The organism is Streptomyces sp. 63XJN7_1_ISO-PGPR-S23-121, from assembly GCF_056173025.1.
The window spans coordinates 1798142-1811237 of the sequence record NZ_CM149653.1 but is presented as its reverse complement, the minus strand read 5'-3'; the positions used below and the strand labels follow the sequence as shown (position 1 = coordinate 1811237).

At 73.3% G+C, this 13096-nt stretch carries 10 protein-coding genes; 3 read left to right on the top strand and 7 right to left on the bottom strand.

Features of this window, described 5'->3' with window-relative positions; translation table 11 throughout:
* Positions 1-45: 45 nt before the first annotated feature.
* Positions 46-1497: an aminotransferase class III-fold pyridoxal phosphate-dependent enzyme gene (locus AC0VYN_RS08315; RefSeq protein ID WP_475535395.1), complete on the bottom strand. Its 1452-nt coding sequence runs from the start codon at positions 1495-1497 to the stop codon at positions 46-48.
* Positions 1498-1806: 309 nt separating this feature from the next.
* Here AC0VYN_RS08315 and AC0VYN_RS08310 point away from each other — a divergent pair, with 309 nt between their 5' ends.
* Together AC0VYN_RS08310 and AC0VYN_RS08305 are read left to right on the top strand one after the other, a co-directional pair.
* Positions 1807-3027, top strand: coding sequence for a trypsin-like serine peptidase (locus tag AC0VYN_RS08310; RefSeq protein WP_475535394.1), 1221 nt, complete (start codon positions 1807-1809; stop codon positions 3025-3027).
* Between the two features lie 103 nt (positions 3028-3130).
* A complete protein-coding gene (locus AC0VYN_RS08305; RefSeq protein WP_475535393.1) occupies positions 3131-4342 on the top strand; it encodes a trypsin-like serine peptidase in 1212 nt (403 codons plus the stop codon).
* A 79-nt stretch (positions 4343-4421) separates the two neighbouring features.
* On the opposite strand, the gene hflX is transcribed toward AC0VYN_RS08305, so the two are convergent.
* The 6 genes from hflX to miaA form a co-directional block, all read right to left on the bottom strand.
* Positions 4422-5915 (bottom strand): GTPase HflX, encoded by a 1494-nt coding sequence (gene hflX / locus AC0VYN_RS08300; protein ID WP_385471333.1) that lies wholly within the window; start codon positions 5913-5915, stop codon positions 4422-4424.
* 138 nt (positions 5916-6053) lie between these two features.
* Positions 6054-7592 carry a M1 family metallopeptidase gene (locus AC0VYN_RS08295; protein WP_475535392.1) on the bottom strand — a complete coding sequence of 513 codons (1539 nt, stop codon included), beginning with the start codon at positions 7590-7592 and terminating at the stop codon, positions 6054-6056.
* A 103-nt stretch (positions 7593-7695) separates the two neighbouring features.
* Positions 7696-9873 carry a RelA/SpoT family protein gene (locus tag AC0VYN_RS08290; protein WP_475535391.1) on the bottom strand — a complete coding sequence of 726 codons (2178 nt, stop codon included), beginning with the start codon at positions 9871-9873 and terminating at the stop codon, positions 7696-7698.
* Positions 9874-10089: 216 nt separating this feature from the next.
* On the bottom strand, positions 10090-10959 hold the full coding sequence (gene dapF / locus AC0VYN_RS08285) for a diaminopimelate epimerase (RefSeq protein WP_475535390.1): 870 nt from the start codon (positions 10957-10959) through the stop codon (positions 10090-10092).
* 137 nt (positions 10960-11096) lie between these two features.
* Complete coding sequence (locus tag AC0VYN_RS08280; RefSeq protein WP_475536837.1) at positions 11097-11597, bottom strand: hypothetical protein; 501 nt, start codon at positions 11595-11597, stop codon at positions 11097-11099.
* 107 nt (positions 11598-11704) lie between these two features.
* Complete coding sequence (gene miaA / locus AC0VYN_RS08275; protein ID WP_475535389.1) at positions 11705-12643, bottom strand: tRNA (adenosine(37)-N6)-dimethylallyltransferase MiaA; 939 nt, start codon at positions 12641-12643, stop codon at positions 11705-11707.
* Positions 12644-12826: 183 nt separating this feature from the next.
* On the opposite strand from miaA, the gene AC0VYN_RS08270 reads away from it, so the two are divergent.
* Positions 12827-13087 carry a hypothetical protein gene (locus AC0VYN_RS08270; protein ID WP_475535388.1) on the top strand — a complete coding sequence of 87 codons (261 nt, stop codon included), beginning with the start codon at positions 12827-12829 and terminating at the stop codon, positions 13085-13087.
* The last annotated feature ends 9 nt before the right edge of the window (positions 13088-13096 follow it).

Below are 13096 nucleotides of genomic sequence, written 5' to 3'. Positions count from 1 at the left end.
CTCGCTGAGGTGCTGTGTCGGGGGCGGCGTCGTGGGCGGTCGGGTTCAGCGCGGAGCGCCCGGCCCGTGGGACGGGCCGTGGCCCGTACCGGGTGGCGGGGCCGCGGCCACCGCCTGGACCGCGTCGGCCAGCCGGTCCAGCACCGCCGTCGCCTGCTCATCGGTGATGGTCAGCGGCGGCAGCAGCCGTACGACGCTCGCGAACGGGCCCGTGCGGTCCACGACGAGCCCGCGTCGCAGGCACTCCCGCTGCACGGCGGCGGCCGTTTCCGGGGCGGCGGGGCGGGCCTCGGTCGCGTCGGCGGCGGGGCCGCGCTCGCCGTCCGCCGCCACCAGCCCGATCCCGATCATCAGTCCCCGCCCGCGCACGTCACCGACGCAGGGGACCTCTTCGGCGAGCTTCCGCAGCCGGGCCAGCATCCGGGCACCGAGCGCGGCGGCGTGGTCGGCGAGCCGCTGGGTGCGGACGTGGGCGAGGGTGGCCGTGCCCGCGGCCAGGGCGAGTTGGTTGCCGCGGAAGGTGCCGGCGCCGGAGTCCCCCGCGAGCAGGTCCTCGTGGTGGACGACGGCGGCCAGCGGCAGGCCGCCGCCGATCGCCTTGGACAGGACGAGGACGTCGGGGGTGATCCCGCTGTGCTCCACGGCCCAGAGGGCTCCGGTCCGTCCGACTCCCGTCTCGGTCTCGTCGGCGATCAGCGGCACGGACCGCTCGGCCGTGATCCGCCGCATGCACCGCATCCAGGCGTCGGGGGCGGGCTCCACCCCGTCCCCGACGTGCACCGGTTCGAGGATCAGCCCGGCGGGCGGTACCTGCTCCGCCGGCCGGTCGTCGAGCACCGACTCGGCGTGGCGTGCGGCGGGTCCGGCGCCGCGCCCGCCGTCGGTGCCGGGCGGGCGGTGGTGGTCCCGCGGATAGGGCAGGCGCACGATCCGCGCGCCGCCGGTGCCGCGGGGTGACGCGAACTCGTCGCCGCCCGGGGCGTGGTGGGTGCCGGTGAAGGCGAGGACCCGGCTCCGCCCGGTGGCGGCGCGGACGAGTCCGACGGCGGCGGCGACCGCGTCCGTTCCGGCCGGGCCGCAGAACCGCACGCGCGCGTGGTCGGCCAGGCCGGGCGGCAGCGTGTGGAGCAGCTCGGTGACGAAGGCGTCCTCCACCGGGGTGGTGAGGTTCATGACCTGCAACGGGGCCCCGGAGTCGAGCACCTTGCGGACGGCCTCCAGCACGACGGGGTGGTTGTGTCCCAGGGCCAGCGTCCCGGCGCCCGAGACGCAGTCCAGGTAACGCCGGCCGTCCGCGCCCTCGATGGTGAGGCCCCGGGCCCGGACCGGCACGATCGGCAGGGCACGCGCGTAGGTACGGGCGGCGGACTCGCGCGCCGGCTGTCGCTTCGGGGCGCCCCCGGACACGGCGGGCGCCCGAGCGGCCCCCTCGCTCTCGGGGCGCCGTCCGGCGTCCCCGCAGTCGGCCGCCGACTCCCCGTACGCGGTCTCCGCCACGGCTTTCCGTCCTCCCGCTGTCCGGAGGCGAGTCGCGTCCCGTCGCCTCGTCGCCGCCCTGGTCACGGGGTCCGCGTCCGGACAGCAGGCCCCTCACCGCTACCAACCCCGGGCCGTTCACCGGGTTACGGGTTGTCCCAAGATCCTTGCCGTGACGTAACCGTTGCCGTTCCGTCGGAACTCCCCCACAGCGACCGCATAGTGTGTGGTGCCGTTCCAGGACGCCGTGCGGACCGCGCGGGCCCTGCCCGGGTCCGGCGGCAAGTACGGCCGCAGCACCACTCGTTCACAGCTGGGGGAGTCAACACCATGCGATCCATACGGCCGTCGTTCAGCACGCGCGGGCACAGAGGCGGGCGGCGCAGAACCTCCTCCCTGCCGGCCGCCGTGGCGCTCGTCTCCGCACTCGTGCTCACCGCCACCGCCTGCGAGTCGGGGGACGACGAGGCGGGCGGCGACGCCTCCGCGTCCGTGGCGGACGGCGGCAACGGCGAGATCCGGATCCCGGACCACATCAAGGACAAGCTCAAGGAACACGGGATCGACGTCGACGAGTGGAAGAACGGCGCCTGGAAGAACTGGAACAAGGACGACTGGCTGCGCGAGGCGCAGGACTTCGTCAATCCGATCATCGAGGACCTCTGGGACCCGGACCGCATGCGGGAGGCCGAGGAGCCGGACCAGGAGGTCGACGACAGCGACCTCTCCGGTGACCAGGGAGTCACCGACCCGGAGCCGCAGCCGGTCCAGGCCGTGGCCGTGCCGCCGTCGTACCACGAGAACGCCGCCACGGCCGGCAAGGTGCTCTTCGACGCCCCCGGGGGCACCATGGTCTGCTCGGCGACGGTCGTGAAGGACCCGGCCCATCCCGGCAAGTCGAATTTGGTGTGGACGGCGGGCCACTGCGTGCACGCGGGCAAGAAGGGCGGCTGGTACCGCAACATCGCCTTCGTGCCGTCGTACAACGACGCCGGCAAGTCGAACGCCGATCTGGAGGGCGCGACGAAGGAGGAGGTCGCTCCCTACGGCGTCTGGTGGGGTGACTGGGCGCAGACCTCGGACCAGTGGATCGAGCAGGGCGGTGCGACGGGCGGCGACGGCGCCTCGTACGACTTCGCGGTCATCCACGTGACGCCCGAGAAGGGCGACGGCAAGTCGCTGGAGGAGACGGTCGGAGCCGCGCTGCCGGTGGACTTCAAGGCGCCCGCCGTGCCGGAGGTCGAGAGCATCACCGCGACCGGTTACCCGGCCGCGCCGCCGTACGACGGGCAGAAGCTGTTCCAGTGCGCGGACAAGCCGGGCCGGCTGTCGCTGACCGCCACGGATCCGACGATGTACCGCATCGGCTGCACCATGACCGGCGGTTCGTCCGGCGGCGGCTGGGTCGCGACGGGCTCCGACGGCAAGCCCGCGCTCGTGTCCAACACCTCGATCGGCCCGGTGACGGCCGGCTGGCTGGCCGGTCCGCGGCTGGGCCAGGAGGCCAAGGGCGTGTACGACGCGGTCAGCGGCAAGTTCGCCGGTCAGTGACCGGACGCTGAGCACACGGCGCGGTGGGGTGCGCCGGGCGGACGCCGGCACCCCGCCGCGTCTTCCATGCGGTTCGTACGTTCCGACGGGGGTCATCTCAACCATGCGTTCCGCACCTGTGCCCGCCGCGCCACGAGGCGGGCGGCGGCGCCCCGCACTCGCCGCCGCCGGGCTGGTCGCCGCTCTGGCGCTCACCGCGACCGCCTGCGGCGGTTCCGGCCAGGACGCCGACGCCCGGCCGGGCGGCGGCACTTCCCGGGCGGCCGGCACCGGCGGCGACGGCCGGACCGGGATTCCGGCCGGCCTCGCGGACCGGCTCAGGAAGCACGGCATCGACATCGACGACTGGGAGGACGGGGGCTGGAAGGACTGGGACCGGGACAAGTGGCTCAGTGCGGCCGAGGACTTCGTCAACCCGATGATCGAAGGCCTGTGGAAACCGGACCGGATGAAGTCCGCCAAGGAGGCCGACAAGACGGTCACCACCAAGGACGCGGTCGCCGGGCAGGGCGTCAGCGATCCCGAGCCGGCGCCCGTCGAGGCCCAGGCCGAGAAGCGGCCGTACCACGAGAACGCCGCACCGGTCGGCAAGGTGTTCTTCGACTCGCCCGAGGGCCCGATGGTCTGCTCCGGCACCGTCGTCACGGACGTGCACCACCCGGGGAAGTCCAACCTCGTGTGGACGGCCGGCCACTGCGTGCACGCGGGCGGCAGCGGCGGCTGGTACCGCAACATCGCCTTCGTGCCGTCGTACAACGACCTCGGCAAGTCGGAGGCGGAACTGGCCGACGCGTCGTCCGTCGAGATGGCCCCGTACGGCACTTGGTGGGCCGACTGGGCCTCGACCACGCACCAGTGGATCCAGGGCGGTTCGGAGACGGGCGGTGACGGGGCCGCGTACGACTACTCGGTGCTGCACGTGACGCCGGAGCAGGGCGGCAAGTCGCTGGAGGAGACGGTGGGAGCCGCGCTGGACGTGGACTTCTCCGCCCCGTCCGCGGACGAGGCCGGCAGCATGGGGGCCTGGGGCTACCCGGCCGCACCGCCGTACAACGGCCTGGAGATGTTCAAGTGCGTCGACCGGCCCGGCCGGCTGTCGCTGAGCCCGTCGCTGCCGGCGATGTACCGCATCGGGTGCACCATGACCGGCGGTTCGTCCGGCGGCGGGTGGTTCCGGGTGGTGGACGGCGAGACCAGACTGGTCTCGAACACCTCGATCGGCCCGCTGGACAACACCTGGCTCGCGGGACCGCGGCTGGGTCCGCAGGCCGAGGCGATGTACCAGAAGATGAGCAGGGCCTACGGCGGTCAGTGATCCTCACGGACCCGATCCGCACGGACCGAGGGCCCGTCTCCCGCCGGTGCGGGAGACGGGCCCTCGGTCGTCACGGCTCTCAGGCGAGCGGCGCCGGAGCGTACGGCGTGAGTTCCGCCGCCAGCTCCTCGTGCACCCGGACCTTGAGCAGGGTGCCCTCCGGGGTGTGCTCCTCGGAGATCACCTCGCCCTCGTCGTGGGCGCGGGCCACCAGCTTGCCGCGGGTGTAGGGCACCAGCGCCTCGATCTCGACCGACGGGCGCGGCAGCTCGCTGTCGATCAGCGCGAGCAGCTCGTCGATGTTCTGCCCGGTTCGGGCCGAGACGGCGATGGACCGCTTCTCGATCCGCATCAGCCGCTGGAGCGTCAGCGGGTCGGCCATGTCGGCCTTGTTGATCACGACGATCTCGGGCACGTCGGTGGCGCCGACGTCCCTGATCACCTCGCGCACGGCGGCCAGCTGCTCCTCCGGGGTCGGGTGCGAACCGTCCACCACGTGCAGGATCAGGTCGGAGTCGCCGACCTCCTCCATCGTGGAGCGGAACGCCTCGACCAGGTGGTGCGGCAGGTGCCGGACGAATCCGACGGTGTCCGCCAGGGTGTAGAGACGGCCGCTCGGGGTCTCCGCGCGGCGCACGGTCGGGTCGAGGGTGGCGAACAGCGCGTTCTCCACCAGCACGCCCGCGCCGGTGAGGCGGTTGAGCAGCGAGGACTTGCCGGCGTTGGTGTAGCCCGCGATGGCCACGGACGGCACCTTGTTGCGCCGGCGTTCCTGGCGCTTGATCTCGCGGCCGGTCTTCATCTCCGCGATCTCCCGGCGCATCTTCGCCATCTTCTCGCGGATCCGGCGCCGGTCCGTCTCGATCTTGGTCTCACCGGGGCCGCGGGTGGCGAGGCCGCCGCCCTTGCCGCCGCCCATCTGCCGGGACAGCGACTGACCCCAGCCGCGCAGCCGCGGCAGCATGTACTGCATCTGCGCGAGCGCGACCTGCGCCTTGCCCTCACGGGACTTGGCGTGCTGGGCGAAGATGTCCAGGATCAGGGCCGTGCGGTCGATGACCTTGACCTTGACGACGTCCTCGAGGTGGATCAGCTGGCCCGGGCTGAGCTCACCGTCGCAGATGACGGTGTCCGCGCCCGTTTCGAGGACGACGTCCCGCAGCTCCTGGGCCTTGCCGGAGCCGATGTAGGTGGCCGCGTCGGGCTTGTCCCGGCGCTGGATCACGCCGTCGAGCACGAGCGCGCCCGCGGTCTCGGCGAGGGCGGCGAGCTCCGCGAGGGAGTTCTCCGCGTCCTGCACGGTCCCCGTGGTCCAGACGCCGACGAGGACGACCCGCTCCAGGCGGAGCTGGCGGTACTCGACCTCGGTGACGTCCTCGAGCTCGGTGGACAGGCCTGCCACCCGGCGCAGAGCCGCGCGGTCGGAGCGGTCGAACTGCTCGCCGTCCCATTCCGAGTCGATCTCGTGGCTCCAGGCGACGTCCTCTTCCATCAGGGCATCGGCCCGAAGGCCCTCGGGGTAGGTCTGCGCGAGACGCTTGGTGTCCTGGGAGGGGGAAGAAGAGGAGGTCATTGGATCCTTACGTAGCTGGGAAACCTGTCGTGCGGCGCTGATACCGCCGCACTCTGCACAACGCGCGAGCCGCCGGGGAGATTCCCGCGGCCCGTGCCGCGCCGTCCCGAAGATGGTCGCACGGCACGGGACGTCTCGTCACCGGCTTATTCCCCGCGCCTTGCCGGTGGGGCCCGCCGGTGCCTTGCCGGACGCCGTCGGCCGCCAGTCGGGGTGGCCGGGCATCGGTGGGGTCTTCGCGCCGTACAGCCAGCCCTTCAGGAAGCCGCCCAGGTCACGGCCGGCGATCTCGGAGGCGAGGCGCACGAAGTCCCCGGTCGTCGCCGAGCGGTCCCGGTACCGGACGACCCACTCCCGTTCGAGGCGTTCGAAGGCCGGGGTGCCGATCTCCTGGCGCAGGGCGTAGAGCACGAGCGCGGCGCCGTCGTAGACGTTGGCCCGGAAGATGCCGATCTTGCTGCCCTTCTTCGGCGGTTCGGGCGCGGCCGGCGGGCCGCCCGCCGCGCGCCAGCGGTCGGAGGCGCCGTAGGCGGCCTTCATCCTGGCCTCGAGGGGCCGGTCCGCCTTCTCCTCGGCGTACAGGGCCTCGTACCAGGTGGCGTGCCCTTCGTTGAGCCAGAGGTCGGACCAGGAGTGCGGACTGACGCTGTCGCCGAACCACTGGTGGGACAGCTCGTGCACCATGATCGACTCGACGTACCAGCGGGGGTAGGCGGAGTCGCCGAACAGCTCCCGCTCGAAGAGGGACAGCGTCTGGGTCTCGAGTTCGAAGCCGGTGGTGGCGTCGGCCATGAGTACGCCGTAGGTCTCGAACGGGTAGCGCCCGGCCTTGCTCTCCATCCAGGCGATCTGGCCGGGGGTCTTCCTCAGCCAGGGTTCGAGTGCCGCGCGGTGCTCCGTGGGGACGACGTCGCGGACGGGCAGTCCGTGCGGGCCGGCGCGGTGCAGCACGGTGGAGCGGCCGATGGAGACCTGGGCCAGTTCGGTCGCCATGGGGTGAGCGGTCCGGTACGTCCAGGTGGTCGTCGCGCCGGACCGGTGCACGGCGGCCGGCAGTCCGTTGGCCACCGCCGTGAGCCCGTCGGGGGCGGTGACCCGGATGGTGAAGCGGGCCTTGTCGGAGGGGTGGTCGTTGCAGGGGAACACCAGGTGGGCGACATCGGCCTGGTTGGCCATGGCGAGCCCGTCCGCGGTGCGCACCCAGCCGCCCGGCCGGTCCTCGGGGTCCTTGGGGTCGCTGGTGTGCCGCACGGTGATCCGCGTCCGCTCGCCCCGGTCGAGCGGCTCCTCGGGGGTGACGACGAGGTCCTCGCCGGCCGTGGCGAAGCCGGCGGGTTCGCCGTCGACCTCGACCGACTCGACCTTCCCGTGGGCGAAGTCGAGGTTGACCCGGTCCAGGTCGGCGGTCGTCCGGGCGTCGATGGTGGTGACGGCCCGCAGGGGCTCGCTGTTGCTTCCGGCGTACGTGAAGGACAGGTCGTACGCGGTCACGTCGTACCCGGGGTTGCCCAGGTGCGGGAAGAGGCGGTCGCCGACGCCGAGCGGGGCCGGCGGGGCGCTCGCGGCGACCAGGCAGACGGAGACGGCCGAGGCGAGCAGCGCCGCGGCCCGGAGCCGGCGGCGGTTTCGCGTGCGGGTGCGGGGAGGGGCAGCCGGGAAGTGAGGGGTGTGCGGCATCCCCCACGGCTATCAGCGCGCGTGTGCGCCGCGGCGACGGCGCGCGCCCGGAGCACCCGAATGGGCACACCGCTCCGGTGCGTCCGCCCGGGCCGCTCCGGCCTCAGGCGCCCGTCGGCTGCGGCTGGGCCCTGCTCACGTCGTAGACACCGGCCACGTCGCGCATCGCGCGCATCAGGGAGGGCAGCCGGGCGGCGTCGGGCAGCAGCACGGTGTAGGTGTGGCGGACGCGCTGACGGTCGGGGGGCTCGACGGTGGCGGAGACGATCTCGGCGCCCTCGAGGGCCATGGCCTCGGTGAGGTCGGCCAGGAGGTGCGGCCTGCCGAACGATTCGGCGAGCAGCGTGACCCGGCACTCGCTGGACTCGCCCCAGCGCACGCCGACCTCCGGGCGTCCCCCGCTCTTCATGCGCGCCACCACGGCGCACTCAGCGCGGTGCACGGTCACCACTCCCCCGCGCACGGCGAAGCCGGTAATCTCGTCGGGCGGTACGGGGGTGCAGCAGCGGGCCAGCCGTACGGTCGCGCCGGGCCGGTCGACGAGCACGTCGGCGGGCTCGGGGCGGGTCGCCGGTCCGCCGGCCGTCGGGCGGGGGGCGGGCTCGTCCGCCACCGGCGCCGGGGCGGCCGCCCGGCCGTGGGCGGCGTCATCGGTGTCGGCGAGCGCCGGCCGGGCCGCGAGCCGGCGCTGGATGGCGATCCGGGCGGCGGGGGTGTGGGCGTGCTCCAGCCATTCCCGGGAGGGCTCGGAGGCGGGGTCCTGCCCCATCAGGAGCTGCACGGTGTCGCCGTCGCGGAGCACGGTGCTCATGGTCGCGAGGCGGCCGTTGACGTAGGCCCCCATGGCCGCGTGCGCGTCCTCGCCGTACTGGGCGTACGCGGCGTCCACGCAGGTCGCGCCCTCGGGCAGGCCGAGGGTGCCGCCGTCCGGGCGGAAGACGGTGATCTCGCGGTCCTGGGCGAGGTCCTCGCGCAGGGTGGACCAGAAGGTGTCCGGGTCGGGGGCGCCCCGCTGCCAGTCGAGCAGCCGGGACAGCCAGCCGGGCCGGGTGGGGTCGGCGCGCTCGCCGTCGCCCGCGCCCTGTTCCTCCGGCGGTGTGGCGTAGGGGTTGCCGAGCGCGACGACACCGGCCTCGGCGACCTTGTGCATCTGGTGGGTGCGGATGAGGACCTCGATGACCTGTCCGTCCTGTGCGCGGGCCACGGCGGTGTGCAGCGACTGGTACAGGTTGAACTTGGGTACGGCGATGAAGTCCTTGAACTCGGAGACGACGGGCGTCATGCACGTGTGCAGTTCGCCGAGGACGGCGTAACAGTCGGCGTCCTCCTGGACGAGGACCAGCAGGCGGCCGAAGTCGGCGCCGGAGAGCGGGCCGCGCTTGCGGGAGACGCGGTGCACGGAGACGAAGTGCCGGGGCCGGATGAGGACCTCGGCGGTGATGCCGGCGTCGCGGAGCACCCTGCGCACCTCGTCGGCGACGGCGGCGAGCGGGTCGTCCGCGCGGGCCGCGTTCTCGGCGATCAGCTCACGCGTGTGCGCGTGCTCCTCGGGATGCAGCACCGCGAAGACGAGGTCCTCGAGCTCCGACTTGAGCGCCTGGACGCCGAGCCGTTCGGCGAGCGGGATGAGGACGTCCCGGGTGACCCTGGCGATGCGCTCCTGTTTCTCCTGGCGCATGACGCCGAGGGTGCGCATGTTGTGCAGGCGGTCGGCGAGTTTGATCGACATCACGCGGACGTCGTTGCCGGTGGCGACGAGCATCTTGCGGAAGGTCTCGGGCTCGGCGGCGGCGCCGTAGTCGACCTTCTCCAGTTTGGTGACGCCGTCGACGAGGTAGCGGACCTCGGCCCCGAACTGTGCGCCGACCTGGTCCAGGGTCACGTCCGTGTCCTCGACGGTGTCGTGGAGCAGGGAGGCGGTCAGGGTCGTGGTCTCCGCGCCGAGTTCGGCGAGGATCAGGGTCACGGCGAGCGGGTGGGTGATGTACGGCTCGCCGCTCTTGCGCATCTGGCCGCGGTGCGAGGACTCGGCCAGCAGGTAGGCGCGGCGCAGGGGGTCCAGGTCGGCGTCGGGATGGTGGGCGCGGTGGGCCTCGACGACGTGGCCGATCGCGTCGGGCAGCCGGCCGCGCGAGGCGGAGCCGAGGAGCGCGGCGCGGCCGAGGCGGCGCAGGTCGATCCGGGGCCTGGCCTTCCTGCGGGGCGCCGCCGGGGTGCCGGCGCCGGTGGCCGGCGGCGTCACAGGGCCTGGGCTCGCGGGATTCACGGCCTCCGCATTCATGGGCACCTCCGGCTGCACGGACCGGCGGACGGGGTGCCCCAGGGCGGACACGGCTCAGGGGATGGCATCGCTCCCCCGTCCGGGCCGGTGCTTGATGCTATCGAGCCGATCACGTACCGCCGACCGCCTCTCGCCGAGCGTGAAACGGATCACCCATTCGAGCGAAGGCCCGAGGGTTTACGTTTTCGCACTGAGTGTCTTGGACCGGGCTGTGGTTCAGGTCAGGACCTCCTCCAGCCACGTCGCGTCGATGCCGCCCTCGGCCACGATCACCGCGGGGCCGGTCATCTCGATCTCGCCGTCGGGCCGTTCGGTGATCACCAGGGTGCCGCCGGGCACGTCGACGGTGTACGTCACCGGGGTGCCGGTGACCGCCGGGTCGGCACCGTCCCTGCGGGCGGTGGCGACGGCGACGGCACAGGCCCCGGTGCCGCAGGAACGGGTCTCCCCGGAGCCGCGCTCGTGCACGCGCATCGCCACGTGACGGGGCGCCCGGTCGACCACGAACTCGACGTTCACCCCGTCCGGGTAGGCCTCGGCCGGCCGGTACGGCGGCGGGTCGTACAGGGTGCCCGCGTGCGCCAGGTCGGCGACGAAGGCCACGGCGTGCGGATTGCCCATGTTCACGTTCCGCGCGGGCCAGCTGCGCTCCCCGACACTCACCTCGACGTCGCCGCCGGGCAGCAGCGCCCGGCCCATGCCGACGGTGACGTCACCGTTCTTGGCCAGGTGCACCCGCTTCACGCCCCCTCGGGTGGCGACGGCGAGGTCGCCCTCGGTGACGTGGCCGGCGTGCTGGAGGTAGCGCGCGAAGACCCGCACGCCGTTGCCGCACATCTCGGCGACGGAACCGTCGCCGTTGCGGTAGTCCATGAACCACTCGGCCTCGGCCGCCATGTCCTTGGCCTCGGGGTGCTCCGCGGACCGCACCACGTGCAGCAGTCCGTCACCGCCGATGCCCGCGCGGCGGTCGCACAGGGCGGCGACGGCGGCGGGCGGCAGGTCGACGGCGTTCTCCGGGTCCGGGACGATCACGAAGTCGTTCTCGGTGCCGTGACCCTTGAGGAAGGCGATCCGCGTGCTCATCCCTCGATCGTACGGCTTACCCGCGGCACGACGACGGGCGCTCCGGTGTCCGAGACGGCTGCGCCCGCGCTCATGAGTCCGTGCGCGCTCCGGCGGCCGTCCGCCGGCGTGCGGCCCGGGCCCTGAGTCAGGTGGTGTCAGCCGCGCAGGCGGGCGACCCGCCACACGGCCAGGACGACGACGGCGGCGACCGTCAGGACGTACCCGAGGATCACCCGCCAGTCGGCGCGGCGTCCCGAGCCGCGCTGCGGCAGGCCCGGCCAGGTGTGGCCGACCCGGCGGGCGGCCATCATGCCCCAGCCGGCCGCGCAGGAGCAGATCAGCAGCCCCAGCATGGCGATCACGGCCCCGCTGTCGCCGAAGTCGAAGGCGAGCGGGAAGGCGAACATCAGGGAGCCGAGGGCGGCCAGGCACACGATGGGGGCGAGCTGCCAGATCCGCAGCCGGCGCTGCGGACGCAGTTCGACCTCGACCTCGTCCCCGTACATCTCTTCGGGCAGGGGGCCGTCCTCGGCCACGCCGTCCGGCGTCTCGTCGGGGCCGTCGGGGCTCAGGCGCGCTCCGTCCGGCTCCGCGTCGCCGTGGTCGGCGCTGCCGTGCTCGGTGCTCGGTGCGGTGTCACGAGGGCCGGCCTCCATCGCCACGCGCCCTCCCAACTAGGACTCACTCGGTCGATCGAAGCTCGATGATGGCACGGCGCCGATGGCCGCGATGACGGCCGGGGCGTCCCGATGCCATCACGTGATCAGGCTGTAACCGGTCGTTCGACCAACGACAGCGCGAGCCGCGGAAGTTCCCCGCGGTCCGCCACGGCCCCACTCAGCCAGTGCACCCGCGGGTCGCGCCTGAACCACGAATCCTGACGGCGCGCGAAGCGCTTGGTGGCACGGACGGTCTCGGCCCGTGCCTCGTCCGCCGTGCACTCGCCGGCGAGCGCGGCGAGCACCTGCTGGTAGCCCAGGGCGCGCGACGCCGTACGCCCTTCGCGCAGCCCTCGGGCCTCCAGCGCCCGCACCTCGTCCACCAGACCGGCCTCCCACATCCGGTCGACGCGGCGCGCGATGCGCTCGTCCAGTTCGGGGCGGGCCACGTCGACGCCGATCTGCACGGTGTCGTAGACCGAGTCGTGGCCGGGGAGGTTGGCGGTGAACGGCTTGCCGGTGATCTCGATCACTTCCAGGGCCCGCACGATGCGGCGCCCGTTGCTGGGCAGGATCGCCTGCGCGGCCCCGGGGTCGGCGGCCGCGAGACGGGCGTGCAGCGCCCCGGGGCCGCGCAGCGCGAGTTCCTCCTCCAGCCGGGTCCTGACCTCGGGGTCGGTGCCGGGGAACTTCAGGTTGTCGACGGCGCCACGGACGTACAGCCCCGAGCCGCCGACCAGGACGGGCCAGCGTCCCTCGGCCAGCAGCGCGTCGATCCGCTCCCGGGCGAGGCGCTGGTACTCGGCGACCGAGGCCGTGACGGTCACGTCCCAGATGTCGAGCAGGTGGTGCGGGACGCCGCCCCGCTCCTCGGGCGTCAGCTTGGCGGTGCCGATGTCCATCCCTCGGTAGAGCTGCATGGAGTCGGCGTTGACGACCTCGCCGCCGAGCCGCTGGGCCAGGAAGACGCCCAGATCGGACTTTCCGGCCGCGGTGGGACCGACGACGGCGATGACGCGGGGTGCGGGGGGTGCGCTGCTCACCGCCCCAGTCTCCCAAACCTCGCGGCCGGCCCTCGAACGAGTTACGTGACAGTGCGCAGCCGGGCTCGTTGCCCGTTGCGGGGTTCTCACCCCCGGTGCACCGGGGCCGTCGGTCCCGACCGCGCGAACGGACGCACCGGATGCCGCGGGATGCCGCCCGCACGAGTAACGTATGGAGTTGATATGGGCGTTTTTGCACGGATTTTTCGGAGGTCGAAGATCACGGAAGAGGCATCGGCCGCCGAGAGGCCGGCCGAGGCTCCGGCTTCCGGGAGCGCGACGGACGGGAAGGCGGACGACGCGAACGTTCCGGCCGCCACCGGGGAAAAGGCGGCGGACACGGACACCGCGGAGGCCGCCGACTCCGAGAGCGTCGGCATTCCCAAGCAGCAGTCCGCGGAGGAGGCCGTCGACAACGAGGCCGACAAGGGCGCCCGCACCTGACCGCCCCGT

Bases quoted from the DNA above. Each gene is read 5' to 3' on its own strand.
- dapF (WP_475535390.1), bottom strand. From the start codon at position 10,959: ATGAGCACGCGGATCGCCTTCCTCAAGGGTCACGGCACCGAGAACGAC.
- AC0VYN_RS08305 (WP_475535393.1), top strand. From the start codon at position 3,131: ATGCGTTCCGCACCTGTGCCCGCCGCGCCACGAGGCGGGCGGCGGCGC.
- hflX (WP_385471333.1), bottom strand. From the start codon at position 5,915: ATGACCTCCTCTTCTTCCCCCTCCCAGGACACCAAGCGTCTCGCGCAG.
- AC0VYN_RS08280 (WP_475536837.1), bottom strand. From the start codon at position 11,597: ATGGAGGCCGGCCCTCGTGACACCGCACCGAGCACCGAGCACGGCAGC.
- AC0VYN_RS08310 (WP_475535394.1), top strand. From the start codon at position 1,807: ATGCGATCCATACGGCCGTCGTTCAGCACGCGCGGGCACAGAGGCGGG.
- AC0VYN_RS08295 (WP_475535392.1), bottom strand. From the start codon at position 7,592: ATGCCGCACACCCCTCACTTCCCGGCTGCCCCTCCCCGCACCCGCACG.
- AC0VYN_RS08270 (WP_475535388.1), top strand. From the start codon at position 12,827: ATGGGCGTTTTTGCACGGATTTTTCGGAGGTCGAAGATCACGGAAGAG.
- AC0VYN_RS08290 (WP_475535391.1), bottom strand. From the start codon at position 9,873: ATGAATGCGGAGGCCGTGAATCCCGCGAGCCCAGGCCCTGTGACGCCG.